The organism is Sphingobium naphthae (assembly GCF_043589935.1).
GTDB lineage: Bacteria > Pseudomonadota > Alphaproteobacteria > Sphingomonadales > Sphingomonadaceae > Sphingobium > Sphingobium naphthae_A.
The window spans coordinates 1,452,630-1,475,145 of record NZ_CP171454.1 but is presented as its reverse complement, the minus strand read 5'-3'; the positions used below and the strand labels follow the sequence as shown (position 1 = coordinate 1,475,145).

The 22,516-nt window shown below is 66.0% G+C and carries 23 protein-coding genes; 12 read left to right on the top strand and 11 right to left on the bottom strand.

Annotation, left to right across the window (positions count from 1 at the left end):
• The first annotated feature begins 58 nt into the window (after nt 1-58).
• Nucleotides 59-772, top strand: a complete 714-nt coding sequence (gene bdcA / locus ACGGKE_RS07250) for an SDR family oxidoreductase (protein ID WP_394441510.1) — start codon at nt 59-61, stop codon at nt 770-772.
• Between the two features lie 41 nt (nt 773-813).
• Here bdcA and ACGGKE_RS07245 read toward each other — a convergent pair whose 3' ends face one another.
• The 4 genes from ACGGKE_RS07245 to ACGGKE_RS07230 all read right to left on the bottom strand — a co-directional run bounded on the left by ACGGKE_RS07245 (nt 814) and on the right by ACGGKE_RS07230 (nt 6,241).
• Nucleotides 814-2,166: an amidohydrolase gene (locus ACGGKE_RS07245; RefSeq protein ID WP_394441507.1), complete on the bottom strand. Its 1,353-nt coding sequence runs from the start codon at nt 2,164-2,166 to the stop codon at nt 814-816.
• Between the two features lie 75 nt (nt 2,167-2,241).
• Nucleotides 2,242-3,750, bottom strand: a complete 1,509-nt coding sequence (locus ACGGKE_RS07240) for a S10 family peptidase (RefSeq protein WP_394441504.1) — start codon at nt 3,748-3,750, stop codon at nt 2,242-2,244.
• A 509-nt stretch (nt 3,751-4,259) separates the two neighbouring features.
• Complete coding sequence (locus ACGGKE_RS07235) at nt 4,260-5,051, bottom strand: 3-hydroxybutyrate dehydrogenase (protein ID WP_394441502.1); 792 nt, start codon at nt 5,049-5,051, stop codon at nt 4,260-4,262.
• The gene (locus ACGGKE_RS07230) at nt 5,048-6,241 is read right to left on the bottom strand and encodes a patatin-like phospholipase family protein (RefSeq protein WP_394441500.1); all 1,194 of its coding nucleotides are present in this window, start codon (nt 6,239-6,241) and stop codon (nt 5,048-5,050) included. The genes ACGGKE_RS07235 and ACGGKE_RS07230 overlap by 4 nt, the downstream gene beginning before the upstream one ends.
• A 159-nt stretch (nt 6,242-6,400) precedes the next feature.
• Here ACGGKE_RS07230 and ACGGKE_RS07225 point away from each other — a divergent pair, with 159 nt between their 5' ends.
• Nucleotides 6,401-7,282 carry a neutral zinc metallopeptidase gene (locus ACGGKE_RS07225; protein ID WP_394441496.1) on the top strand — a complete coding sequence of 294 codons (882 nt, stop codon included), beginning with the start codon at nt 6,401-6,403 and terminating at the stop codon, nt 7,280-7,282.
• A gap of 41 nt (nt 7,283-7,323) precedes the next feature.
• Here ACGGKE_RS07225 and ACGGKE_RS07220 read toward each other — a convergent pair whose 3' ends face one another.
• Complete coding sequence (locus ACGGKE_RS07220) at nt 7,324-7,689, bottom strand: hypothetical protein (protein ID WP_394441493.1); 366 nt, start codon at nt 7,687-7,689, stop codon at nt 7,324-7,326.
• An 83-nt stretch (nt 7,690-7,772) separates the two neighbouring features.
• Complete coding sequence (locus ACGGKE_RS07215; protein ID WP_394441491.1) at nt 7,773-7,958, bottom strand: hypothetical protein; 186 nt, start codon at nt 7,956-7,958, stop codon at nt 7,773-7,775.
• A gap of 21 nt (nt 7,959-7,979) precedes the next feature.
• Here ACGGKE_RS07215 and ACGGKE_RS07210 point away from each other — a divergent pair, with 21 nt between their 5' ends.
• The 6 genes from ACGGKE_RS07210 (at nt 7,980) to xth (ending at nt 14,099) form a co-directional block, all read left to right on the top strand.
• Complete coding sequence (locus ACGGKE_RS07210) at nt 7,980-10,736, top strand: bifunctional [glutamine synthetase] adenylyltransferase/[glutamine synthetase]-adenylyl-L-tyrosine phosphorylase (protein ID WP_394441488.1); 2,757 nt, start codon at nt 7,980-7,982, stop codon at nt 10,734-10,736.
• Nucleotides 10,736-11,197, top strand: a complete 462-nt coding sequence (gene bcp, locus ACGGKE_RS07205) for a thioredoxin-dependent thiol peroxidase (RefSeq protein ID WP_394441796.1) — start codon at nt 10,736-10,738, stop codon at nt 11,195-11,197. The genes ACGGKE_RS07210 and bcp overlap by 1 nt, the downstream gene beginning before the upstream one ends.
• Complete coding sequence (locus tag ACGGKE_RS07200; RefSeq protein ID WP_394441485.1) at nt 11,194-11,985, top strand: ferritin-like domain-containing protein; 792 nt, start codon at nt 11,194-11,196, stop codon at nt 11,983-11,985. Before bcp ends, ACGGKE_RS07200 begins: the two co-directional genes overlap by 4 nt.
• Before the next feature lie 125 nt (nt 11,986-12,110).
• Nucleotides 12,111-12,839, top strand: coding sequence for a M23 family metallopeptidase (locus ACGGKE_RS07195; protein WP_394441483.1), 729 nt, complete (start codon nt 12,111-12,113; stop codon nt 12,837-12,839).
• An 80-nt stretch (nt 12,840-12,919) separates the two neighbouring features.
• A complete protein-coding gene (gene erpA, locus ACGGKE_RS07190; protein WP_394441480.1) occupies nt 12,920-13,246 on the top strand; it encodes an iron-sulfur cluster insertion protein ErpA in 327 nt (108 codons plus the stop codon).
• A 76-nt stretch (nt 13,247-13,322) separates the two neighbouring features.
• Nucleotides 13,323-14,099: an exodeoxyribonuclease III gene (xth, locus tag ACGGKE_RS07185; RefSeq protein ID WP_394441793.1), complete on the top strand. Its 777-nt coding sequence runs from the start codon at nt 13,323-13,325 to the stop codon at nt 14,097-14,099.
• A 9-nt stretch (nt 14,100-14,108) separates the two neighbouring features.
• On the opposite strand, the gene ACGGKE_RS07180 is transcribed toward xth, so the two are convergent.
• Both ACGGKE_RS07180 and ACGGKE_RS07175 read right to left on the bottom strand, forming a co-directional pair.
• On the bottom strand, nt 14,109-15,077 hold the full coding sequence (locus ACGGKE_RS07180; RefSeq protein ID WP_394441478.1) for a diacylglycerol/lipid kinase family protein: 969 nt from the start codon (nt 15,075-15,077) through the stop codon (nt 14,109-14,111).
• Between the two features lie 10 nt (nt 15,078-15,087).
• Complete coding sequence (locus ACGGKE_RS07175) at nt 15,088-15,582, bottom strand: DUF2141 domain-containing protein (protein ID WP_394441475.1); 495 nt, start codon at nt 15,580-15,582, stop codon at nt 15,088-15,090.
• 128 nt (nt 15,583-15,710) lie between these two features.
• Here ACGGKE_RS07175 and lptF point away from each other — a divergent pair, with 128 nt between their 5' ends.
• On the top strand, nt 15,711-16,919 hold the full coding sequence (gene lptF / locus ACGGKE_RS07170) for an LPS export ABC transporter permease LptF (RefSeq protein WP_394441471.1): 1,209 nt from the start codon (nt 15,711-15,713) through the stop codon (nt 16,917-16,919).
• A gap of 3 nt (nt 16,920-16,922) precedes the next feature.
• Nucleotides 16,923-18,023 (top strand): LPS export ABC transporter permease LptG, encoded by a 1,101-nt coding sequence (lptG, locus tag ACGGKE_RS07165; RefSeq protein WP_394441468.1) that lies wholly within the window; start codon nt 16,923-16,925, stop codon nt 18,021-18,023.
• Nucleotides 18,024-18,185: 162 nt separating this feature from the next.
• On the opposite strand, the gene ACGGKE_RS07160 is transcribed toward lptG, so the two are convergent.
• Nucleotides 18,186-19,256 (bottom strand): fatty acid desaturase family protein, encoded by a 1,071-nt coding sequence (locus ACGGKE_RS07160; protein WP_394441465.1) that lies wholly within the window; start codon nt 19,254-19,256, stop codon nt 18,186-18,188.
• A gap of 155 nt (nt 19,257-19,411) precedes the next feature.
• Between ACGGKE_RS07160 and ACGGKE_RS07155 the strand changes: the two genes are divergently transcribed.
• Nucleotides 19,412-20,569 (top strand): N-acetyltransferase, encoded by a 1,158-nt coding sequence (locus tag ACGGKE_RS07155; protein WP_394441462.1) that lies wholly within the window; start codon nt 19,412-19,414, stop codon nt 20,567-20,569.
• Nucleotides 20,570-20,579: 10 nt separating this feature from the next.
• On the opposite strand, the gene aroB is transcribed toward ACGGKE_RS07155, so the two are convergent.
• Nucleotides 20,580-21,692 (bottom strand): 3-dehydroquinate synthase, encoded by a 1,113-nt coding sequence (aroB, locus tag ACGGKE_RS07150; protein ID WP_394441459.1) that lies wholly within the window; start codon nt 21,690-21,692, stop codon nt 20,580-20,582.
• Nucleotides 21,683-22,231 carry a shikimate kinase gene (locus tag ACGGKE_RS07145; RefSeq protein ID WP_394441456.1) on the bottom strand — a complete coding sequence of 183 codons (549 nt, stop codon included), beginning with the start codon at nt 22,229-22,231 and terminating at the stop codon, nt 21,683-21,685. The genes aroB and ACGGKE_RS07145 overlap by 10 nt, the downstream gene beginning before the upstream one ends.
• A gap of 95 nt (nt 22,232-22,326) precedes the next feature.
• On the opposite strand from ACGGKE_RS07145, the gene ACGGKE_RS07140 reads away from it, so the two are divergent.
• A complete protein-coding gene (locus ACGGKE_RS07140; RefSeq protein ID WP_228167347.1) occupies nt 22,327-22,515 on the top strand; it encodes a hypothetical protein in 189 nt (62 codons plus the stop codon).
• Nucleotide 22,516 lies beyond the last annotated feature (1 nt).

Sequence of the window (22,516 nt, the reverse complement as noted above, 5' to 3'; positions counted from 1 at the left end):
GAACGGCCCCTCCTTGAATTTATATAGCGATCTCTACATAATTCTCAAGGAAGACAGCATGACTGACCTCCATTCCAAGAAGACCCTCATCATCGGCGGCAGCCGCGGCATCGGCGCGGCCATCGTGCGCCGGTTCGTGCAGGACGGCGCGCATGTGGCCTTCACTTATTCCGGATCGCATGACGCGGCGCAGGCGCTGAGCGCCGAAACCGGGGCGACGGCGATCCGGTCCGACGCCGCCGACCGGCAGCAGGTGGTCGACGTAGTGGCCCAGCAAGGGCCGCTCGACATATTGATCGTCAATGCCGGCGTCGCGATGATCGGCGATCCGCTGACGTTCGAGGCCGATGCGGTGGACCGGATGATCGATATCAACGTCCGCGCGCCCTATCATGCCGCGGTGGAGGCGGCGCGCACCATGGCCGAGGGCGGGCGCATCATCGTTATCGGATCGGTCAATGGCGACGCGGTCCCCTTCGCCGGGGCGGCAGCCTACGCCATGACGAAATCGGCGCTGCAGGGTATGGCGCGCGGCCTGGCGCGGGATCTGGGCGAGCGCGGCATTACCGTCAACATCATCCAGCCCGGCCCGGTCGACACGGACATGAACCCGGCCGATGGCGAGATCGCCGGCATGGTCATGCCGTTCATGGCGATCAAGCGCTATGGCAAGGCGACGGAGATCGCGGGCATGGCGGCTTATCTGGCCGGCCCCGAAGCGTCCTACATCACCGGCGCCATGCACACGATCGACGGCGGCTTCGGCGCCTGAGAACAGCGGGGACGGGGCGCCCCGACGAGCGCCCCGTCCGCTCATTGCTTCTTCAATATGTCGAGCGCCAGGACGGTCATCGCTTCGCTGGCGGTGGCGATGACCTTGTCGGCCTGGGGCGCCCAGAAGGGGCTGTGCAGCGAAGGCAGGCTGATCTGCCCGGCCTTGGCCGCCGCCATCTTCTCGGCGGGAACGCCGCCGACCCAGAAGATGAAGCTCTTGATCGACTTGTCCGCGCGGTAGAAGCGGCCGAAATCCTCGCCGCCCATGACGGCGGGGGTCTGGACCACGCGACCGTCGGGGAAATGGGTCTTGAGCAGGCCTGCCATCTGCTCGGCAAATTCGGGCGGGTTGTAGGTGGAGGGGGTGAATTCATCCTTCACGCTGACGACCGGCATCTTGTCGTCCGGCACGCCCGCGGCGATCGCCTCGCCCCGCGCCACGCGCTTGATCCCTTCGATCAGCTTTTCGCGGGTCTCGTCGGAATAGCTGCGCACGGTCAGCAGCAGCTTGGCCTGATCCGGTATGATATTGTGCGTGGCGCCGGCCTGGAAGCTGCCGACGGTGACGACGGCGGGATCCTGCGGGTCCTGTTCGCGGCTGACCAGCGTCTGGAGCGTGCCGACGATGCGCGATCCCAGCACGATCGGGTCCTTCGCGGTCTGCGGATAGGCGCCGTGACCACCGACGCCCTTCACGTTGATGTCGACGCTGTCGACATTGGCCAGCGCATAGCCGGGCGTGAAGCCGATCACTCCAGCCTCTAGATTGGCCGCGTCGTGGAAGGCGAGGGCGTGGGTCGGGCGCGGGAAGCGGGTGTAGAGGCCGTCCTCCAGCATGTCGCGCGCGCCCTTGCCGACTTCCTCGGCGGGCTGGAGGATCATGACCAGCGTGCCCTTCCAGTCGTTCTTGCGCGCCGCCAACAGCTTAGCCGTCTCGATGAAGGCGGTCATATGGGTGTCGTGGCCGCAGGCGTGCATCACGCCGGTTTCTACGCCCTCGAGCGTCTTGGTGCGCACCTTGGACGCGAACTCCAGCCCGGTCTGCTCGACCACCGGCAGGCCGTCCATGTCGGCGCGGATGAGCAGCACCGGGCCGGAGCCGTTCTTCATCACCGCGACAACGCCTGTCCCGCCGACCTTTTCGGTCACGTCATATTTGAGCGCCTTGAGCCGCTTGGCGAGCTTGGCCGCGGTGTTGACTTCCTTGAGCGACAATTCGGGATTGGCGTGCAGATCGCGGTAGAGCGCCATCATCGCGTCCATGTCCTTGGCGACCGCCGCGCCGATTTCGCTTTGCGCGGGCGGCACCGCGGGTGCGCTCGGCGCGATCTGCGCGGCGGCGATGGACGTGAAGCTGACGGCGGCCAGCACGGCCGCGAGCGATTTACGCATATTCAAAGTCTCCCTTGCTGGGCGAGCATAAGGGCAATTTGCTGCCATTGAAGAGCCAAGTTTTCTTCATCCCATTCAGCGCGACGTGATGAACGCCCGGATGTCGGCGCTGAGTTTGCGCAGGTCGTCGGGGCGGACATACATCATGTGGCCGGCGTCATAATAATGATAGTGGATGCGCGAGGCGTCGAAGCCGGTGCGGCTCATGGCATATTCGGCGCCGAAGAAGGGGGTGGCGAAGTCATACCAGCCCTGGCCGACAAACACCTTGAGCCCGCTATTCTCGCGCAGCGCCTTGCCCAGATAAGGGGCGACGCTGGCATAGACTTCGCTGTCGCGGCCGCGCTGGCCCTGCAGCTTCCAGTCCCAGCCGCTGACCCCGCCGATCGTCACATAGGACCGGTCCGTCCTGTACTTCAGCTCGTCGCGGGCATAGCTGTTCATCGCGGCGGTATAGGCGCCGTCGATGGCGTAGAAGCTGGGATCATTGTCCGGCTCCTCGCCGGCGGCGTCATAATCCTTGCCGGTGTAGCGGGTGTCGAGGCGGCCGATGCTGAGGCCCTGGTCGCGCAGCAATTCCTTGTAGAAGCGGCCGGGGGTGACGCGCAGGTCGGCATGGTCGACGAAGCTTTCGGACAGGCCGGTGAGGCGCGCAAGTTCCGTCCGCACGCTGGCGCGTTCCTGCGGTGAGAGCTGGTTTCCTTTCGGCAGCGCGGCGGCATAGGGGCCGGTGGCGAAGGCGCGCGCCTGCTGCGCGGCCTCCGCAACGGTGGCGGGCGGGTTGCCCATGCGCTTGTGATACCAGGCGGTGGTCGCCATCGAGGGGAGGTTGAGGATATAGGGCATTTCATTGCCCTGCACTTCGGCCGAGGCGCCGAAGTCGAGGATGGTCGAGATCAGGATGATGCCGTTGACGGCGATGTCGTTATAGGTCCCCTCCAGTTCGTTGATGAGCGCGACCGAGCGCGTCGTGCCATAGCTTTCGCCGCCGATATATTTGGGCGAGGACCAGCGGCCATTGTCGTTCAGCCACAGGCGGATGAATTCCGCGATCGATTTGGCGTCGGCGGAGACACCCCAATAATCCTTGGGATCCTTCTTGCCGATGGCGTGGGAGAATCCGGTGCCGACGGGATCGATGAAGACGAGGTCGGTGACATCGAGCAGCGATTCGGCATTATCGACCAGCGGGTAGGGCGGCGCGCCGTCATCCTGCGCATCGGGCAGCACCACGCGCTTGGGACCGAAGGCGCCCATGTGCAGCCAGAGCGAGCCCGAGCCCGGCCCGCCATTGTAGAGGAAGGTGATCGGCCGGTTCCGATCACCGCCATCCTTCACATAGGAAGTAGCGTAGATCGCCGCGAGCGGCTTGCCATCCTTGTCCTTGAGATAGGTTTCACCGGTGGTCGCGGTGTAGCTGATCGCCTTGCCGCCGAACACGCCCTTGTGCCGGGTCACCGAGACATTAGGGGCCGGAACGGGGGCTTCGGCCGCCTCGTCCTTTTTCCTTGGTTCGTCCTGGGCATGAGCGATGGTGGCGGAAAGGGCCAGCGCCAGAGCGGCGAGGCTGGACGTCAAACGCATGATAATCCCCTTATTTTACGTGCGTCTGGCTAGCGGAGGGAAAGGCCGGAGGGAAGAGGCGACGAGCTTGCGACGCGACAGCGACGCCACAGGGCGAAGTTCACACGCTTTTCCAATTTTCGCGCGGAAGCGCCCGCTTCGCGCCCGCAAGGCGACACCGAAGCGACACGGACGCGACAGGCAGGCGACAGGGACGACACAGGGACGCGTCGGGCAGGCGACGGCTGGGGGCGAGCGCGAGGGGCGGGGGGTAGGCTTCATTCCTGATGGTAGATCAGAGGAAATCCTATTTGGGAAGAGGTGGCGTGCGGGGGGCGGGGCGGAGAGTGGGAGGTCCTTTACCGAGAGGGGGACACCCCTCCGTCTGGCCGTTGGCCAGCCACCTCCCCTTGCAGGGGAGGATTATGGTCTGCCTTGGCAATGAGCGCTGACGGGAGGGGTATCGGTATCGAGAGCACTTCGTGATCCCCGCTCCTTATAGGGGAGGATCCGGTGTGTGGGGACTGGCGCTATTGCGCGGTCCAGCCGCCGTCGATGGAGAGGTTGGCGCCGGTGACCTGGGCGGCGGCGTCGCTGCAGAGGTAGAGAGCGGTGGCGGCGACCTGTTCGGCGGTGACGAACTGCTTGGTCGGCTGGCCCGCCAGCAACACGTCGTTCATCACCTGCTCGCGCGTCATGCCCCGCGCTTTCATCGTGTCGGGGATCTGGTTTTCGACGAGCGGGGTCCAGACATAGCCGGGCGAGATGCAGTTGGCGGTGATGCCGAAGGTCGCGACTTCCAGCGCCACCGTCTTGGTGAAGCCGGCCAGGCCATGCTTGGCCGTCACATAGGCGCTCTTAAAGGGGGAGGCGACCAGCGAGTGGGCGGACGCGGTCTGGATGATGCGGCCCCATTTGCGCTCCTTCATCCAGGGGAGGGCGAGACGCGTCGTGTGGAAGGCGGCGTTGAGGTTGAGCGCGATGATGAGGTCCCACTTTTCGAGCGGAAATTCCTCGACCGGCGCAACATGCTGCATGCCGGCATTGTTGATGAGGATGTCCACCCCGCCGAACGCGTCGGCAGCGTCCTTCATCATCGCTTCGATCTGGTCGACCCTGGTCAGGTCATGGCCGGAATAGAGCGCCTTCGCGCCGGAGAGCGTTTCGAGGCCCTGCCGTTCCTTTTCGATCGCGTCCTTGTCGCCGAAGCCGTTGATGACGACGTTCGCGCCTTCGCCCGCCAGAGCCTTGGCATAGGCGAGGCCGATGCCCGAAGTGGAGCCGGTGATCAGGGCGGTCTTGCCAGCCAGGGACGTGCTCATGCCTTTTTCTCCTTGAGGTGATCGGGGGCGTCGAGATCGAAGGTCGCGCTGTTGCCGTCGAGGATGTTGCGGGCGATGAGATCGCCCTTGTGCATGACTTCCTCTACCGCCTCGCGGCCCTGGCTCCAATGATCGAGCATGGTCGAGCGGGAAAATTCGAAGTCCTTCGCGCCGCTTTCCCAGTTGCGCGAGCGATAGATGAGGTGGACGATGTTGACCGAGCCCTGGTCGAGGCACTGGCGCAGCGACTGCGCCTCGGGCGACTCCAGCAGGTCGGGCGGAAGCTTCGCGAGCAGCGCCTCGATCGCGCCATGTTCGCGGCGCAGGCGCAGATACTGGTCCGTCACCTGGCGCGTGCGGCTGCTATACTGAATGTCTTTCATGCGCGAATAAACATCGGTCATCTGCCGCGGCATCGGTCCTTCGGCGGGGAAGAGATCGACCTGGAACACCAGCATGTCCTCAGTCTGGTGCGTAAGGACATGGGAGAGCGGCGTGTTGGAGACAATGCCGCCATCCCAATACCAGCGCCCGTCAATCTCGATCGGCGGCAGGCCCGGCGGCAGCGCGCCCGACGCCATGATGTGGCGCGCGTCGATCCGCGTGTTGCCGCCCGGGCCGCGCGTGTCCCAATAAGCGAAATTGCCGGTTTCGACATCCACCGCGCCGACCGACAGGCGCACCGGCCCGTCATTGAGCAGGTCCCAGTCGACGCAGGCGTCGAGCATGTCCTTGAGCGGCGCGCTGTCATAGAAGCTGATCGCGCCGGGTGATCCTTCGGGCATCAGCGTCGCGGGCCAGATGCGCGGGCGGAACATGCCGGGCACGCCGAAGCTGGCGACGGTGGCGGCGGCGGCCAGATGCGCGGCTTCGCGGATATGGTCGATTTCGGGCAGGACGATATTGGGCATGCCGCCCGAGACGGTGTACCAGAATTTTCGCAGGCGGCTGAGGCGGCGATGCGGCTCATTGCCCGCGATGATCGCGGCATTGACCGCGCCGATCGAGATGCCCGCGACCCAGCTGACGTCAATGCCCAGTTCGTCCAGCCGGTCGAACACGCCGGCCTGGAAGGAGCCGAGCGCGCCGCCGCCCTGAAGCAGCAGGGCGACTTCCCGCGGGAGGGAGAGCGACGTGCGGGCGCGGCGAAGCGGCCGGGGTTGTGCGCGCGTAGGTTCGATGTCTGCCATGTCGCAGTGCAATATAGGCTTTGGCGCGCTCGATCCAAGCGAATGTCTCGCATGAAAGCGGGCGGATCGCGCAACCTTCCCGATCACGGACAGTTTTCCCGCGGCGCTCAATCGCGTAGGCACTGGCGCGTAGGCACTGGTCGGGAAAGGGAGGACGCGATGCGGCTCGACGACGAACGGGAAAGCAGCCATTACGAAGTGCAGGACGGCCGTGGCGGTGGCTTTGGCGGCGGCGGGCTGGGCGGGGGCCTGGGCATGCTGCTGCCGCTGATCGGCAGCCGGTTCGGGTGCGGCGGCATTGTCGTGGTGCTGATCATCATGGTGGTGATGGGCATGAACCCGCTGAGCCTGATCAGTGGCGGGGGAGGCGGCCAGCAGGTGCAGACCGAGCGGCCCGCGACCAGTGAGTTGAGCGCGGTGCAGCGCACGGCGCTGCAGGTGCTGGGATCGACCGAGCGGCGCTGGACGGACATATTCCGCGAACAAGGGCAGGATTATCCACCGCCGACCCTGGTCTTCTACAATCAGAGCGGCCAGTCGGGATGCGGCGCGGCGATGTCGGCGATGGGCCCTTTCTACTGCCCGGCCGACCAGCGCATCTATCTCGACACCGATTTCTTCCGCGAGATGGAGACGAAGTTCAACGCGCCGGGCGACTTCCCGATCGGCTATATCATCGCGCATGAGGTCGGCCACCATATCCAGACCATCACGGGCGAGGCCGACCGCATCCGCAAGGCGCAGCAGCGCGCGTCGGAAGCGGACGGCAATGCGCTGCAGGTCAAGATGGAGCTGCAGGCGGATTGCTATGCCGGCGTCTGGGCGGCGCGCGACACCAATTTGATGGAGGCGGGCGACCTGGAGGAAGGGATGCGCGCGGCCGAGGCGATTGGCGACGATACGTTGCAGAAGGCGGCCGGACGGCGGCCGGTACCCGAAAGCTTCACCCACGGCACCAGCGCGCAGCGCATGCAGTGGCTGCGCAAGGGGCTGCAAACCGGCGACCCGGCGCAGTGCGACACGTTCGGCGGCGCGATCTGAGGGCGCGGGGCGGCGGCGGCTTCAGCCGTCGCCGCGACCGTTCAATATTCGGCGTTGGGGGATCCGGCGGGCGCCTGCTGCGGCGAGCTATAGGGATTGGCGCCGCTATTGGGCGCTGCGGGGGCCTGGGGCAGACCCTGGCCCGGCGCGAGCATGGACATGCCCGCATCCGGCAGGGGCTGGCCCGCGGCAGGCACGGGGGTCGCAAAATCGGCGGGAGGAGGCGGCGCGGGCTGGGCCGGCGGCGCCATGGTGGGCGCAACGACCGGCGGCGGCGCGGCATCGGGATACGGCGCGTCCGCGGCGCGCTGAGGACCGAACGGCACTGTGGGCACGAAATTCTGGACCGCCAGCACGATGAGCGGCGCGGCGACGAGCGTCGCTATGGCAAAATTGCGATACAACATGGCGGCGATCCTCCGACGACCGAGGCTCCCCCAATGAGGGGCCATTATTGGTCGGCAGAAGTTAAGAAAATCTTGCCGGAGGATTAATGTCGATCAAGTTTGTCGAGCAATGCCTTCATGTCGTCGGGCACCGAGTCCCGCGGCGGCGCATAGGTGGATCGCAGCGCCCTGCCGACGCCTTCATAGGGCGCAGGCAGGCCGATGGTGACGATGCGGCCGAGGTCGCTTTCCCGTCCCTGTGCCGATCGGCCGATTAATTTGCGCTGCATTTCCATGTGTTGGAAACGGCCATGGTCCGGAAAAGTTTCTGGCCTTCGTCGCCTTTGCGCGCGATAGCCGCGCCCGACGAGGAGAAGATGGTGTCGAACTGGTCTGAGACGCTGGCGCGAATTCGCGCTCATTCCCCTTTTCTGGCGCGCGCGCTGGATCGCTATCCAACTGTCGCGGCGCAGCTGGAACAGGGGGATATGGACGCGGCGCTGGCCGCAGCCCATGTCGTCGCCGATCCGCAGGACGGCATCGCCCGATCGCTGCGACGGCGGCGCGGGGCAATCGCGCTGGCGGTGGCGGCAGCGGACCTTTCGGGCGCGTGGGACCTGAATCGCGTCACGCGCACCTTGTCGGATTTCGCCGACCAGGCGCTGGAGGAGGCGCTGGCGGCGGTGATGCAGGACCGCTATCCCGACGCCGAGCATAAGGGGTTTGTCGTGCTGGCGCTGGGCAAGCATGGCAGCCGCGAGCTGAATTATTCATCCGATATCGACCCGATTCTGCTCTATGACCCCGCGACGCTGCCCCACGGCGCGCGCGAGGATGTGGCGGATGCGGCGGTGCGGATCGGCCGGCGTGTGAGCGAATTGCTGAGCGCGCGCGATGGCGACGGCTATGTCTTCCGCGTCGACCTGCGGCTGCGGCCATCGCCCGAGGCGACGCCGATCGCGCTGCCGGTCGATGCGGCGATCGGCTATTATGAATCGACGGCGCTGGGATGGGAGCAGGCAGCCTTCATCCGCGCGCGCGCGGCGGCGGGCGACAAGGCGCTGGGCGAGGAGTTTCTGCGCCAGATCCGGCCCTTTGTCTGGCGGCGCAGCCTGGATTTCGGCGCGATCGACGCGATCGTCGACATATCCCGCCGCATCCGCGACCATTATGCGCAGGGGCAGGCGTTCGGGCCGGGTTATGACCTGAAGCGCGGACGCGGCGGCATACGCGAAGTCGAATTTTTTGCGCAGGTGCATCAGCTGATCCATGGCGGGCGCGACCCGTCGCTGCGATCGGGCAATACGCGCGAGGCGCTGCGCGCGCTGGCCGCAGCCGGGGTGATCGAGGGCGAGGTCGCGACGCGGCTGGACGCGGCCTATCGCCTGCTGCGCACGATCGAGCATCGGTTGCAGATGGTGGAGGACCGCCAGACACATGAATTGCCGCCGACGATGGCGGGCATCGACAATGTCGCGCGGCTGCACGGGCTGGACGATGGGGCGGCGCTGCTGGACCTGCTGCGGCCGCAGGTCGAATGGGTCGGGCGCAATTATGACCGGCTGAGCCCCACGCAGGAGGACGCTGCGCTGTCCCATGATGCGGAGAAGCTGACGGCGCAGCTGGTGGAGATGGGCTTTGCCGATCCCGACACGCCGCTCGCGCGGATCGAGCGGTGGCGCGGCGGCACGGTCCGGGCGCTGCGCAGCCCGGCGTCGCGCGAGGCGCTGGAGCAATTGCTGCCGGGGTTGATGCGGACGCTGGCGCAGGCGCCCGATCCGGCGCGGGCGCTCAACCGGCTGGACGACATGATCGGGCGGCTGCCGAGCGCGATCAATTTCTTCAAGCTGCTGGCGGCGCGGCCGGCATTGGTGGAATTGCTGGCGGAAGTGCTGAGCCACGCCCCGACGCTGGCCGATGCGCTGGGCCGGCGCGCGGAGCTGCTGGACGGGCTGATCGACGCCTCCGCCTTCGACCCGCCGCCCGCGGTGCCGCAGCTGGCGGCGCAATTTTCCGCGCTGGAGCCGGGCGAGGATTATCAGACCCTGCTCGACCGGGTGCGGCAGCGGGTGGGCGACCGCCGCTTCGCGCTGGGCGTGCAGATCATTCGCGGCGGCGATCCGATCGAGGCGGGCCGGGGCTATGGCCGCGTCGCGCTGGCGGCGATCGAGGCGCTGGCGTCCGCCACGATCGCGCAGTTCGAGGCGGCGCATGGCAAAGTGCCGGACGGGGAGATGCTGATCCTGGCGCTGGGCCGGCTGGGCGGCGGGGTGCTGACCCATGCTTCGGACCTGGACCTGGTCTATCTGTTCACCGGCGATTTCCTGGCGGAATCGGATGGCGCCAAGCCGCTGGGGGCTACGCAATATTTCAACCGGCTGGGGCAGCGGATCACCAATGCGCTGTCGGTGCATACAGCGTCGGGGCCGTTATACGAGGTCGATACGCGGCTGCGCCCGTCCGGCGCGCAGGGGCTGCTGGCGGTCAGCATCGACAGTTTCGCGCGTTATCAGCGCGAAGAGGCGTGGACCTGGGAGCATCTGGCGCTCACCCGGGCGCGGCCGGTCTTTGGGTCGGCGCAGGCGCGCGCGGCGTTGGACGGGGTGTTGAAGGCGACGCTGGAGCGGCCGCGCGACGTCGAGGATCTGGCGCGGCAGGCGGTCAAGATGCGCGGCGACATTGCGCGCCACAAGCCGCCGGCGAGCGACCTGGACGTCAAGCTGGTGCCCGGCGGCCTGGTGGACCTGGAATTCCTGATCCATGTCACCCAGTTTCGCCATGGCATGGCGTTCCATCCCGACCTTTCGGTCGCGCTGACGCAATTGGTGGAGGCGGGGCATCTGCCCGCGGCGCTGATCGCGGCGCATGACCTCATCACCCGCTATCTGGTCGTGTCGCGCCTGGTGTCGCCCGGATCGACCGAGCCGCCCGCAGCGACGCGGCCGCTGGTGGCGCGCGCCTGCGGCCAGGCGGACTGGGACGCGCTGCTTGCAAGCTATGCGCAGGCGCGGCAATGCGTGCGCGAGACATGGGCGGCGATCGCCGCGCCCTATCAGGAGGACGCATGATGCTGGAGCAAGGAGACGCCATTCCCGCCGTGACGCTGAAGGATGTGCAGGGCGTGGACTTTGCGCTGGACCATTATCGCGGCGAGCCGCTGGTCGTCTATTTCTACCCCAAGGCCGACACGCCCGGCTGCACCAATGAAGCGCGCGATTTCACCGCGCTGGCCGACGACTATGCCGCCGCGGGCGTGCCGGTGATCGGCATTTCCAAGGACAAGCCGGCCAAGCTGAAGAAATTTTCCGAAAAATATGGCCTCAGCGTCATCCTGGCCTCGGACGAGCCGGGCGAGGCGTGCGCGGCGTTCGGCATATGGGTCGAAAAGTCGCTCTATGGCCGCAAATATATGGGGATCGAGCGATCGACCTTCCTGTTCGACGCGCAGGGCATGCTGCAGCGGGTCTGGCCCAAGGTGAAGGTCAAGGGCCATGCCGCCGAGGTGCTGGAGGCGGTGAGGGCGCTTTGAGCCTGCCGCCGGGACTGGAAACGGTCGGCCAAGCCTGCGCGCATGTGCTGCTGACGCCCGAGCCGCAGGCCAAGCTGATGGCGGCGCGCGCGGTGGCGCGGGCGTGGCGGCTGGGCCGGCTGCGCCATGGCTTCGAGGCGGCGATGCCCGACATGCCGGCGCGCCCGGACGCGCCCATGCTGCTGCCGCCCAACCGCATGCCCAAGCGCGGCCGCATGGGATCGGAACGGGCGCGGATCGCGATGCTCCATGCGCTGGCGCATATCGAGTTCGTGGCCATTGACCTTGCGTTCGACCTGATCGGCCGGTTCGGCGGGGAGTTTCCGCCGGACTTCACCGATGAATGGATGCGCGTCGGCGCGGACGAGGCGATGCATTTCGCGCTGATCGACCGGCGGTTGCGGCAGATGGGCAGCCATTATGGCGCCCTGCCTGCGCATGACGGGCTGTGGGAAGCGGCGCGCGAGACGGCGGGGGATGCGCTCGCCCGGCTGGCGATCGTGCCGATGGTGCTGGAGGCGCGCGCGCTCGACATCACGCCGGCAACGGTGACGCGGTTCGAGGAAGTCGGGGACATGGCGTCGGGCCGCATCCTGCGCCGAATTGTGACAGACGAGATTCGGCATGTCGCGGCAGGGACGAACTGGTTCAACTGGGCGACGAACAGAAGAGGGTTAATGGCGCCTGCACATTATCAAATGCTTGTGAAACGCCTTTTTCGCGGAAGTCTGAAGCCGCCGTTCAACGACTCGGCGCGTCGACAGGCCGGTCTGACGGAAGATTTCTAGGCCGCGCTTGCAAGCTGAGCGGCGATTTGCAGTCTGCATTTCCAGCGGGGGCGGCTCATGTCGCCAAACACACAACACGGGAAGCGCCGAGAGACAACTGTCTCCGGCTGATAGTCGGGGTCTGCATGTCGGTTCTTCACTCGGTCAATGCGCGCGGATCGCTTATGTTCCAGTCCGCGTCGAAGTTTTTCACCCTTCTGGGAACCATGGGAATGGCGGGCGCGCTCTGCGCCGCCGCCCCGGCCCAGGCCGTCACGGACGATGATGATCCCTATGGCGAAGTGCCGGCGAGCGTCACCCAGTCCAATCAGAATGACGCGGGCTTCGCCAATCTCTTCGCCAGCCTGCAACGTCTGGACGGCACGACCCAGGCGTCAGCCTATATTCCTTCGGGCCGCCCGGTCGCCAAATTGTCGCTGACCTCCAACTTCGGCGTGCGGTCCGATCCGTTCAACGGCGGGGCGCGGATGCACAAGGGCATCGACATCCCGGGTCCGGTGGGCACGCCGATCTACGCGACCGCCGATGGCGTGGTGAGCCGCGCCGGATGGGCGAGCGGCTATGGCAATCTGGTCCAGATCACGCATGGCAGTGGCATGGAAACGCGCTACGGCCACATGTCCAAGCTGCTGGTCGCATCGAACAGCTATGTGAAGCGCGGCCAGATCATCGGCCTGATGGGATCGACCGGCCGCTCGACCGGCAGCCATCTTCACTATGAAGTCCGCGTCGACGGCGCGGCGATCAATCCCATCCCCTTCGTGTCCGGCCCCGATTATCTGGTGGCGATGAACACCAAGCCGCCGGTCGCCATGGGCGGCCCGACCAAGGCGGAGGAACAGGCGGCCGACTGAGCGCCGCTTTTCTGAAAATTCGCAAAGGCCCGGCGCCCCAAGGGTTGCCGGGCCTTTTGCCTGATCCTATGTTGATCCCCATGGCCGACATCGACCTCACCCCCTCTGCCGCCGCCCGCGTCGCGACGATCGCCGCCAAACAGGGCAAGCCCGCCATCCTTCGCCTGTCGGTGGAAGGCGGCGGCTGTTCGGGCTTTCAATATCGGTTCGGCCTGGCCGAGGCGATCGAGCCCGAGGATATGGCGGTCGAGCGTGATGGTGTGACGCTGGTGGTTGATGACGTCAGCATGGACCTGGTGCGCGGATCGGCGGTGGATTTCGTGTCGGACCTGGGCGGGCAGGCGTTCAAGGTGACCAATCCCAATGCGACCGCCGGCTGCGGTTGCGGCACCAGCTTCTCGGTCTGACGCTTCTTCCGTTTGAAAAGGCGGGCGCGGCTGCGTAGGCAGGCGCATATCCCCTTGCTGAATGGACGGCCTTTTCATGCGCATCGCGACCTTCAACATCAACGGCATCAAGGCGCGACTGCCGCGCCTGCTGGAATGGCTGGACGAGACACGGCCGGACGTCGCCTGCCTGCAGGAGATCAAGACCAGCGACGAGACTTTCCCCGCCAAGGAGATCGAGGAAGCCGGCTATGGCGCCATCTGGCACGGGCAGAAGGGGTTCAACGGCGTCGCGATCCTGGCGCGCGGCGAAACCCCGGTCGAGGTGTGCCGGGGGCTGGAGGGAGAGCCCGAGGACGAGCATAGCCGTTATCTGGAGGCGGACGTGAAGGGCGTGCGGGTCGCGTCCATCTACCTGCCCAACGGCAACCCGCAGCCGGGGCCGAAATTCGATTACAAGCTGCGCTGGATGGATCGGCTGCGCCGGCGCGCGATGGAAATCTGGACGGAGGAAGTGCCGGCGGTGCTGGCAGGCGATTATAATGTCATTCCGCGCGACGTGGACACATTTTCAGTCAAGGCGATGCAGGACGATGCGTTGATGCAGCCCGAAAGCCGGGCGGCCTATCGCCGGATGCTGAACGACGGGTGGACCGATGCGATCCTGACCCGCCACCCCGCCGGCGGCTTATGGACCTTCTGGGACTATCAGGCCAATAGCTGGCCGCGCGACGCGGGCTTTCGCATCGACCATCTGCTGCTGAGCCCGGCGGCGGCCGACCGCCTGATTGATGCGCAGGTCGACCGGGATTTCCGCGGTCGTGAAAAGGCGAGCGATCATGCCCCGACCTGGGTGGAGTTGCGCCCGGCCTGACGGGGCTCGTCAGGCCGCGAGGCGGAGGAAGGGGACCGGCTCGGTCGAGCGCAGGACGATGGGCTTGCCTTCGGAGGCTTCGAACAGTTCGCCGTCCAGGATGACGCTGCTATGGTCGCCCTCGATACGGATCATGTCGCCCTGTTCCAGGTGAATGCCCTGCATCTTGGCCTTGCCGACGCGGCCCCACAGGCTGGCCCACATCAGGCGCAGCAGGGCAGGGATATTCTGATCCACCGCCATCAGCTTCATGTTGCCGCGGCTGCTGCCGCCCGGCTGGACGCCCAGCAGCAGCCGTTCGAGCGTGGTCACGATCAGCACGGCGAAGCGGCCCGCAATCTGGCCGTCGCGGATCAGCGAAATGCTAACCGGCTTGCCCGAGGGCGGGAGGAAGCGGGCGCGGATGCCAAAGAGCAGCGACACGATCACCGCCACCGCAGTGATGAAGTGGCTGAGGCCGTTGGATAGGCCCAGCGGATAAATCTTGTTGCGGCAATAGAGCATATAGTCGGCCAGGCCCGCGCCGCCCAGGAACATGCCCAGCACCGGGCGGCTGCCGACCGCGCCGTCCGATAGGGCGATGAGTTCGCGCGCGACGACATGGTCGTCGACGCCCGACTTGGCGATGGCGACGATTCGCTCCAGCGCCTTGATCGGATCGCCATGGATGCCAAGGTCAAGCGCGATGAGGTTGGTCTTGCCATTGGGCAGGACGGCGATCGGCGGCACCCGGCCGGTGAAATGTTCGCCCTGATAAAGTTCGGTCAGCGACGCCTGCACCGTGCCATCGCCCCCGTTGATGACGATGACGGCAGGGTCGACGCGGGCGATCGTCTGGAACGCCCGGCCGATCTGGTCGACATGCTCCACTTCATAATGGAAGATGTCGGGATTGCTGGCGCAATAGCTGCGGACGCGCGGAAGGGTCTGCCGGTTGCCCGTGGACTTGGGATTGGACAAGAGCGCGACGCAGACCATGGCTGTTCGATCACATATATTGGAGGTTGATCGTGATTTTCGTCACGCCGGGGCCAGCCTGGAACGCGGCCTTGCTGACGCTCGGCTTGCCCAGGTTGAAGATGCTGATCGACGGATTGTTGGAAAATCCGCCGCCGTCGCTGGAAATATCGGTCTTGCCATTGCCATTGCGGTCATGCCGCACGGCGATGCCATAGGTGCCTGCATGGGGCACCGGCATGCAGAAGCGCATGGCTCCGTTCCGGGGCCTGGCCGGCACGTCGATGCGATTGATCCATTCGCCTTTCGCGAGCCATGCGGCCTTGGTGCCGGGATAGGATTGGACGCGCACCTTGCCGGTGGCGGAGGCGAAGCCGCGCACGTCGACCAGCACCGCCGGGCCGGGTGCATTGGCGCCGCAGCGGTCGAGATCGTTCGGGATTTCCTGGCCATGGGCCATAGCCGGCGCCGCGACGAGGATCGCCGCCGCCGACATCAGACCCATTGCAACTTTTACCATGACCATCAGACTCCTGGAAGCTATAGCCACCCGCATGGATCGGATGGCGAGCCCCTGTTCGCCCCGCAAACTTACCGTCCGCATATGAGCGGGGTTTGCGGCCAAAACATGGTGATGGGACGACGACTTAGAGAATGCTGACCGCCACCGACCGATATCTCGCCCGCCTGATCGCCGTGCCGATGCTGGGCACGCTGGTGATCGCCGCGATGCTGCTGGTGCTCGACAAAATGCTGAGCCTGTTCGATTTCGTCGCGGCGGAAGGCGGGCCGGTCAGCGTCGTGTGGCGGATGCTGGCGAACATGCTGCCCGAATATCTGTCGCTGGGCATTCCGATCGGGCTGATGCTGGGCATATTGCTGGCGTTCCGCAAGCTCGCCATGTCGTCGGAGCTGGACGTGATGCGGGCGGTGGGCCTGTCATACGGCCGGCTGCTGCGCGTGCCCTATATGTATGCGATCGCGCTGGCGCTGATCAATTTCGGCATTGTCGGCTTCGTCCAGCCGCTGTCGCGCCATGCCTATGAGGCGCTGCGCTTCGAATTGCGGTCGGGCGCGCTGGGGGCGTCGATCAAGGTGGGCGAATTCACCAACCTGGGGAAGCGGATGACGCTGCGCATCGAACGCAGCCGCGACGGGGGGCGCAACCTGCAGGGCATCTTCGTGCGCGCGACCAGCCGCGACGGCCAGTCGGTGGCGGTGACGGCGGCGCAGGGCACGTTCCTGGCGACGGACGATCCCGACGTCATCATATTCCGCCTGCGCAACGGCGTGCTGGTGAATGACGCGCCCAAATATAAGACGCCGCGAATCCTGTCCTTTTCGAGCCATGACCTGCCGATCGACCTGCCGCAGATCGAGGCGTTTCGCGGGCGCGACGTCGATCGGGAAAAGACGATCCCCGAGCTGGTGGTGATCGGCAAGAATCAGGCGACGCCCGACAAGCTGCGCAACGAGGTGCGCGCCAATTTCCATTTCCGCATGGTCGAGGTGGTGTTCATGCTGCTGCTGCCGCTCGCGGCGCTGGCCTTCGCCATCCCGCCCAAGCGATCGACGTCGGCGCTGGGCGTGTTCCTGTCGATCGTGTTCATCGTGACCTATCACAAGGTCAATCAATATGGCGAAAGTGTGGGGGCATTGGGCAAGATCGACCCGATCATCGCGCTGTGGGGGCCCTTCCTGCTGGCGTCGGGCCTGGTGCTGTGGATGTATCATGTGATCGCCCATCGCCCCGGCGGGCAGCCGATCGCGGCGCTGGAATTCGCCTTCGCGAAGATCGGCAAGCAGATCGGCCGGCTTATCAGGCTGGGCCGCCGGCGTCCTTCGGCGGAAGGAGCCGCCTGACCCATGAACCTCAATTTCTTTCCGTCGCGCCAGATCAGCCTCTATATGGTGCGGCTGTTCCTGACCCGCACCTTCGCCGTGCTGGCGCTGCTGGTGGTCGTGCTCCAGACGCTCGACCTGCTCGGCAATTCGGGCGACATCCTGTCCTATCCGGGCAATGGCGACCCGCAGCTGTGGCATTATGTGGGGCTGCGCGCGCCGCAGATCGTCGCCCGCTTCCTGCCCTTTTCGGTGCTGCTGGGCACGCTGGTCATGCTGGCGACGCTGAACCAGAATAGCGAGATCATTTCGATGAAGGCAGCGGGGCTGTCGGCGCACCAGATATTGGCGCCGCTGGTGGTCGCGGCGCTGGGCGTGTCGATCATCAGCTTCGTGTTCAACGAGCGGATCGTGGTCCGCTCCACCGCCGCGCTGAGCGCGTGGGAGGCGGTCGATTTCGGGCCGATCCCGCCCGACAGCGGCGTCAAGTCCAACCCGTGGGTGCGCGATGGCAACAATCTGGTCAATGTCGCCATCGTCGCCGGGCGCGGCAGCGACGTGCAACTGCGCCAGATCGAGATCTACAACCGGGTTAACAACAGCCTGACGACGATCGTGGAAGCGCCGCGCGGCCATTATGACGCGGCGTCGAAAAGCTGGGTGCTGGAAGGCGCGCGGCAGTTCGACGTGGCGCGCGGCACGGTGCGGGACGTGGGGACGGTGCGGTTCGGGCGCGACATCCGGCCCGATCAGTTCACCCTGGCCAAGGTCGATCCCGATGCGCTGACCTTCCGTGAACTGGAGAGCGCGATCGCCGACCTGCGCGATGCGGGGCGGCCGACCGCGGAACTGGAAGGCAGTTTGTGGCACAAGCTGTCGGGGCCTTTGTCGGCGTTGCTGATGCCGATCCTGGGGTCGGTCGCGGCCTTTGGCCTGGCGCGGTCGGGGCAGTTGTTCATGCGCGCGGTGCTGGGCATGGCGCTGGGCTTCGCCTATTTCGTCGCCGACAATTTCTCGCTGGCGATGGGCAATCTGGGCGCTTACCCGCCGGCACTGGCCGCCTGGGCGCCTTTCTTCCTGTTTCTGCTGGTGGGAGAAACGGTGCTGTTCCGCACCGAGGAATAAGGCAGCAAAAAGGCCCCGGCGACCAAGGGTGTCGCGCGGGGCCTTCCTTGAGGGGGCGTCCCGGTCCTCATGAGGGGGAGGGGAAAGACCGGAACAATCGCGATATGGGTGCGCGGTTGCCGGTTTCAAGCTGCAACCGAAAAAATGTGCCGAGCTGCCTGTTCAGGCGCCGCGCGTCATGGTGCTGCGCGCGATCTTGCCCACCAGCGGCATCATCCCGGCATAATTGCCCTTGCGATAGGGCGAGTCCATGTCGAGCGTGTCCATCAGCCGGGCATGGGCCTTCCCCAGCGCATGATAGGGAACGCTGGGCAGCAGGTGGTGCAGCGCATGATAGCGCAGGCCAACCGGCGCCCAGAGCGCGGGCAGGGTGCCGGGCGGGGGGACATTGACCGAATCCAGATATTGGGCGGTGACGGTCATCGCCTCGCCCTCATTCTCCCAGAGATGCGCGACCAGCGTGCGCAACTGGTTGATGACGGTCATCGCCGAATGGACGGCCATATAGACGAGCAGCGGCTTCCAGCCGAAAGCGAAGACGCTGCCGACCAGCGCCAGCGCGACGACACAGGCGCCCGCTTCCTGCGCCGCCCACTGCCGCGCGAAATCTCCTTCGGGCGCGCGGCGGCGATAGGCCGGGTTGATCGAGAGGGCGGAAAATTCCGCCACCACCTTGCGCCGCAGCGCGGGGATCAGCAGCGAGAGCGGCGTCAGCAGGCCGAAGCGCAGGATCAGCCCGATCGGTGCGAGCGCGGCGATGAGGATGAAAAGCGGCAGCGACCAGGGCTTCATCAGCGCGAGCGGCAGATATTCCGGGTCATCCGCCGTGCCATAACGCGTGCGGGCATGATGCTGGGTATGCACGCCTTCATACATGAAGGACGGGATCATCAGCGGCAGGCCGACCAGCAGGTTCCAGCCCAGTCGGAAACCGGGCAGGGCGCCCTTGCGGACGTGAGTCAGCTCATGGATGAAGCTCGCCGCGCGATAGAGAGCGAGCATCGACACAAGGCCGCAGGCCAGCGCGATCGCCACATTGTCGACCAGGATCGCGCCGGCAAGCGCGCTCCAGCCGACCAGCGCCGAGGCCAGCAGATCAGTCCAGTAGATGCGGGGATTGGCGAGCGCATAGTCGCGCGCCAGTTCGGCGGCGGCACGCAGCATCGCCATGTCGTCGGGGATCGCCGCGCGCGCCCGCTGCGCGGCGGCAAGGATGGGATCATGCACTGTCATGCGGGCGGTCCTAATCTCCAAATGCGCTATATTCATGGCAGCACCATGTCATGTTTACCGTCATAACCACTGCCGGCACGCGCATGATTGACATTGCGCAAACATGGGCCGAACTGCACCGCATCATTTTGCAACCCTGCTCGAAGGCGGCACCTGTGGCGCATACTGATCTGGTTATCACTCCCGTATCCGGCAAGGCCGACATGAAGGCTTTCATCGACTTGCCTTGGCGGCTGTATGCCAAGGACCCCAATTGGGTGCCGCCGCTCAAGGCCGAGGTGAAGGAGCTGCTGGCGCCCGGGAAGAACCCGTTTTTCGGCCATGCCAAGGCGCAATATTTCCTTGCCCGGCGCAGCGGCCGGGTGGTTGGGCGCGTGTCGGCCCATATCGACGAGCTGGCGCTGGGCCAGCCGGTCGAGCAGGGGATGGGGCCGGGCACGGGCAATTTCGGCCTGTTCGAGGCGGAGGACGCGGCGGTGGGCGCGGCGCTGATCGCGGCGGCCGAGCAATGGCTGCTTGACCAGGGCATGACCCGGGTGCTGGGGCCGATTTCCCTGTCCATCTGGGAAGAGCCGGGGTTGCTGGTGCAGGGGCATGACCATCCGCCCACGGTGATGATGGGGCATAACAGCCCCGCCTATCAGGCGATGATCGAAGGCGCGGGCTATGCGCCGGTCAAGCAGCTCAAAACCTATGAGCTGGACATTACCCAGGAATTTCCGCCGCTGATCCAGCGCATCGTCCAGTCGGGCGAGAAGAATGGCCGCATCCGCATTCGCACGGTCGACAAGGCGAAGTTCGACCAGGAGGCCGCGATCATCCTGGGCATTTTGAACGATGCCTGGGGCAATAATTGGGGTTTCGTGCCGATCACCGATGCGGAAGTGGCGCACACCGGCAAGAAGCTGAAGCCGATTGTGTTCGAGGATCTGATCATGGTGGCGGAGCTCGACGGCGAGCCGGTCGCCTTCATGATGACGCTGCCCGACCTCAACGAGGCGATCGCGCCGCTCAACGGGTCGCTCTTCCCCTTTGGCTGGATCAAGCTGCTGCGCTGGCTCAGGAAGCCGCAGGTGCGCACGATGCGCGTGCCGCTGATGGGCGTGGTGCAGCGGCTGCAAAGTTCCCGCATGGCCAGCCAGCTGGCCTTCATGATGATCGAATATATCCGCCGCAACGCCATCGCCCATTATGGCGCGACCCGCGGCGAGATCGGCTGGGTGCTGGACGACAATCAGGGCATGAACGCGATCGCCGACGCGATCGACAGCCGGGTGAACAAGATCTACCAGATCTACGAGAAGGCGCTGTAGCGCGGGGCTGTTATAGCGCGGCGGCGCGATCCTGATCGAGGAAGGCGGCGACATCGTCCAGCGAAACGTCCTTCGACAGGAAGGTCTGGCCGATGCCGCGCGCCAGCAGGAAGGGCAGGGTTCCGGCCGCCATTTTCTTGTCATGCAGCATATGGCCGACCAGCGTGGCGCCATCGGCGGTGACATGGGCGCTGGCGAGATCGTGCGGCAGGCCGACCGCCTGCAGATGCGCGGTGACGCGCGCGGCGTCCTCGGCCGGGCAAAGGCCGAGGCGCGCGGAATAGCGGAAGGCGAGCGCCATGCCCGCCGCCACGCCTTCGCCATGCAGCAGCCGGTCGGAAAAGCCGGTGTCGGCCTCCAGCGCATGGCCGAATGTGTGGCCGAGATTGAGCAGCGCGCGGCGGCCCGACGTCTCGCGCTCGTCATCGGCCACGATCGCGGCCTTGGCAGCCACGCTTTTTTCGATGGCGTGCGTGCGCGCGTCGGCATCGCCGGCGAGCAGGCGATGGCCATCGCTCTCGCACCAGGCGAAGAAGGCGGGATCGTCGATCAGCCCATATTTGACGACTTCGGCATAGCCGGCGCGGGTTTCGCGCGGGGGCAGGCTGTCGAGCGTCGCGGGATCGATCAGCACCAGCGCGGGCTGATAGAAGCTGCCGACCAGATTCTTGCCGGCGCGGGTGTTGATCGCGGTCTTGCCGCCGACCGACGAATCGACCTGGGCCAGCAGGGTGGTCGGCACCTGGACGAAGTGGCAGCCGCGCTTGAGGATGGAGGCGGCAAAGCCCACCAGGTCGCCGATGACGCCGCCCCCTAAGGCGACGATATGATCGCCGCGCTCGATTTCCAGGGCGAGCAGGGCGTCGAGCAGCTGTTCGAGATGCGGCCAGCTCTTGGTCTGTTCGCCGGGCGGCAGGATGATGGGCTCGATCGCCACATCCGCGGCGCGCAGGCTGGCTTCCAGCCGGGGCAGCTGGGCGGCGGCGACATGGGAGTCGGTGACGACGACGAGACGGCCCCGGCGCGCATAGGGGGCGAGCCGGTCCCCGGCGCGGTCGAGCGCGCCCTGCTCGATCACGATGTCGTAGCTGCGCGCGTCCAGCGCGACCCGGACTAATGCCATGCGGTCAGTTGCTCCATGATGCGGTCCACCGCGACTTCGTGCGGGGCGGCGATGCTCTTCACGTGGATGGGGGCGAGCGCGTAGACGGGATTGCGCAGCGTCGCCAGTTCGGTCAGCACCGCGCGCGGATCGCGGTTCTTGAGCAGCGGGCGGCTGTCGCGGCGGCCGACGCGATCGACCAATATGTCGATGTCGGCGTCGAGCCAGACCGCGATCCCCGCGTCCAGGATCAGGCGGCGCGTCTCTTCCTGCATGAAGGCGCCGCCGCCGGTGGCGATCACCTTGGGCGCGCCGTCCATCAGGCGAGCAATGACGCGCCGTTCGCCATCGCGAAAATAGGCTTCGCCATAACGGTCGAAAATTTCGGCCACGCTCATGCCGGCGGCCTTTTCAATCTCCTCATCGGCATCGACGAAGGCCAGGCCCAGGCGCGCGGCGAGGCGGCGGCCGACGGTCGACTTGCCCACGCCCATCATGCCCACCAGGACGATGGGGCCGCGCCGGCCGTTGCTCTCCGGGATTTTGCTGTTTCGTTGCATGGCAGGCGGGGCTATACAGCCAGCCGTCACAGAGGCAAATCGCATCTTTCCATGTCATCCGGCCTTGCAGGCCCGGACAGCCAAGCCAAGGACCTATGAAGAATAATCGCAACTTCAGCAGTTTCGAGGGCAGTTCGCGTCGCCGTGGCGGCCGGTTGCCGATCATCCCCATCATCATCGTCCTGCTGGTCGTCGCCCTGCTCGCCTTCTTCTGGTCGCGCGGTGGCGAAAAGCCGCAGCAGCGCGTCGAAAAGATCATCCCCGCCGAGAAGCTGGGTCAATAAG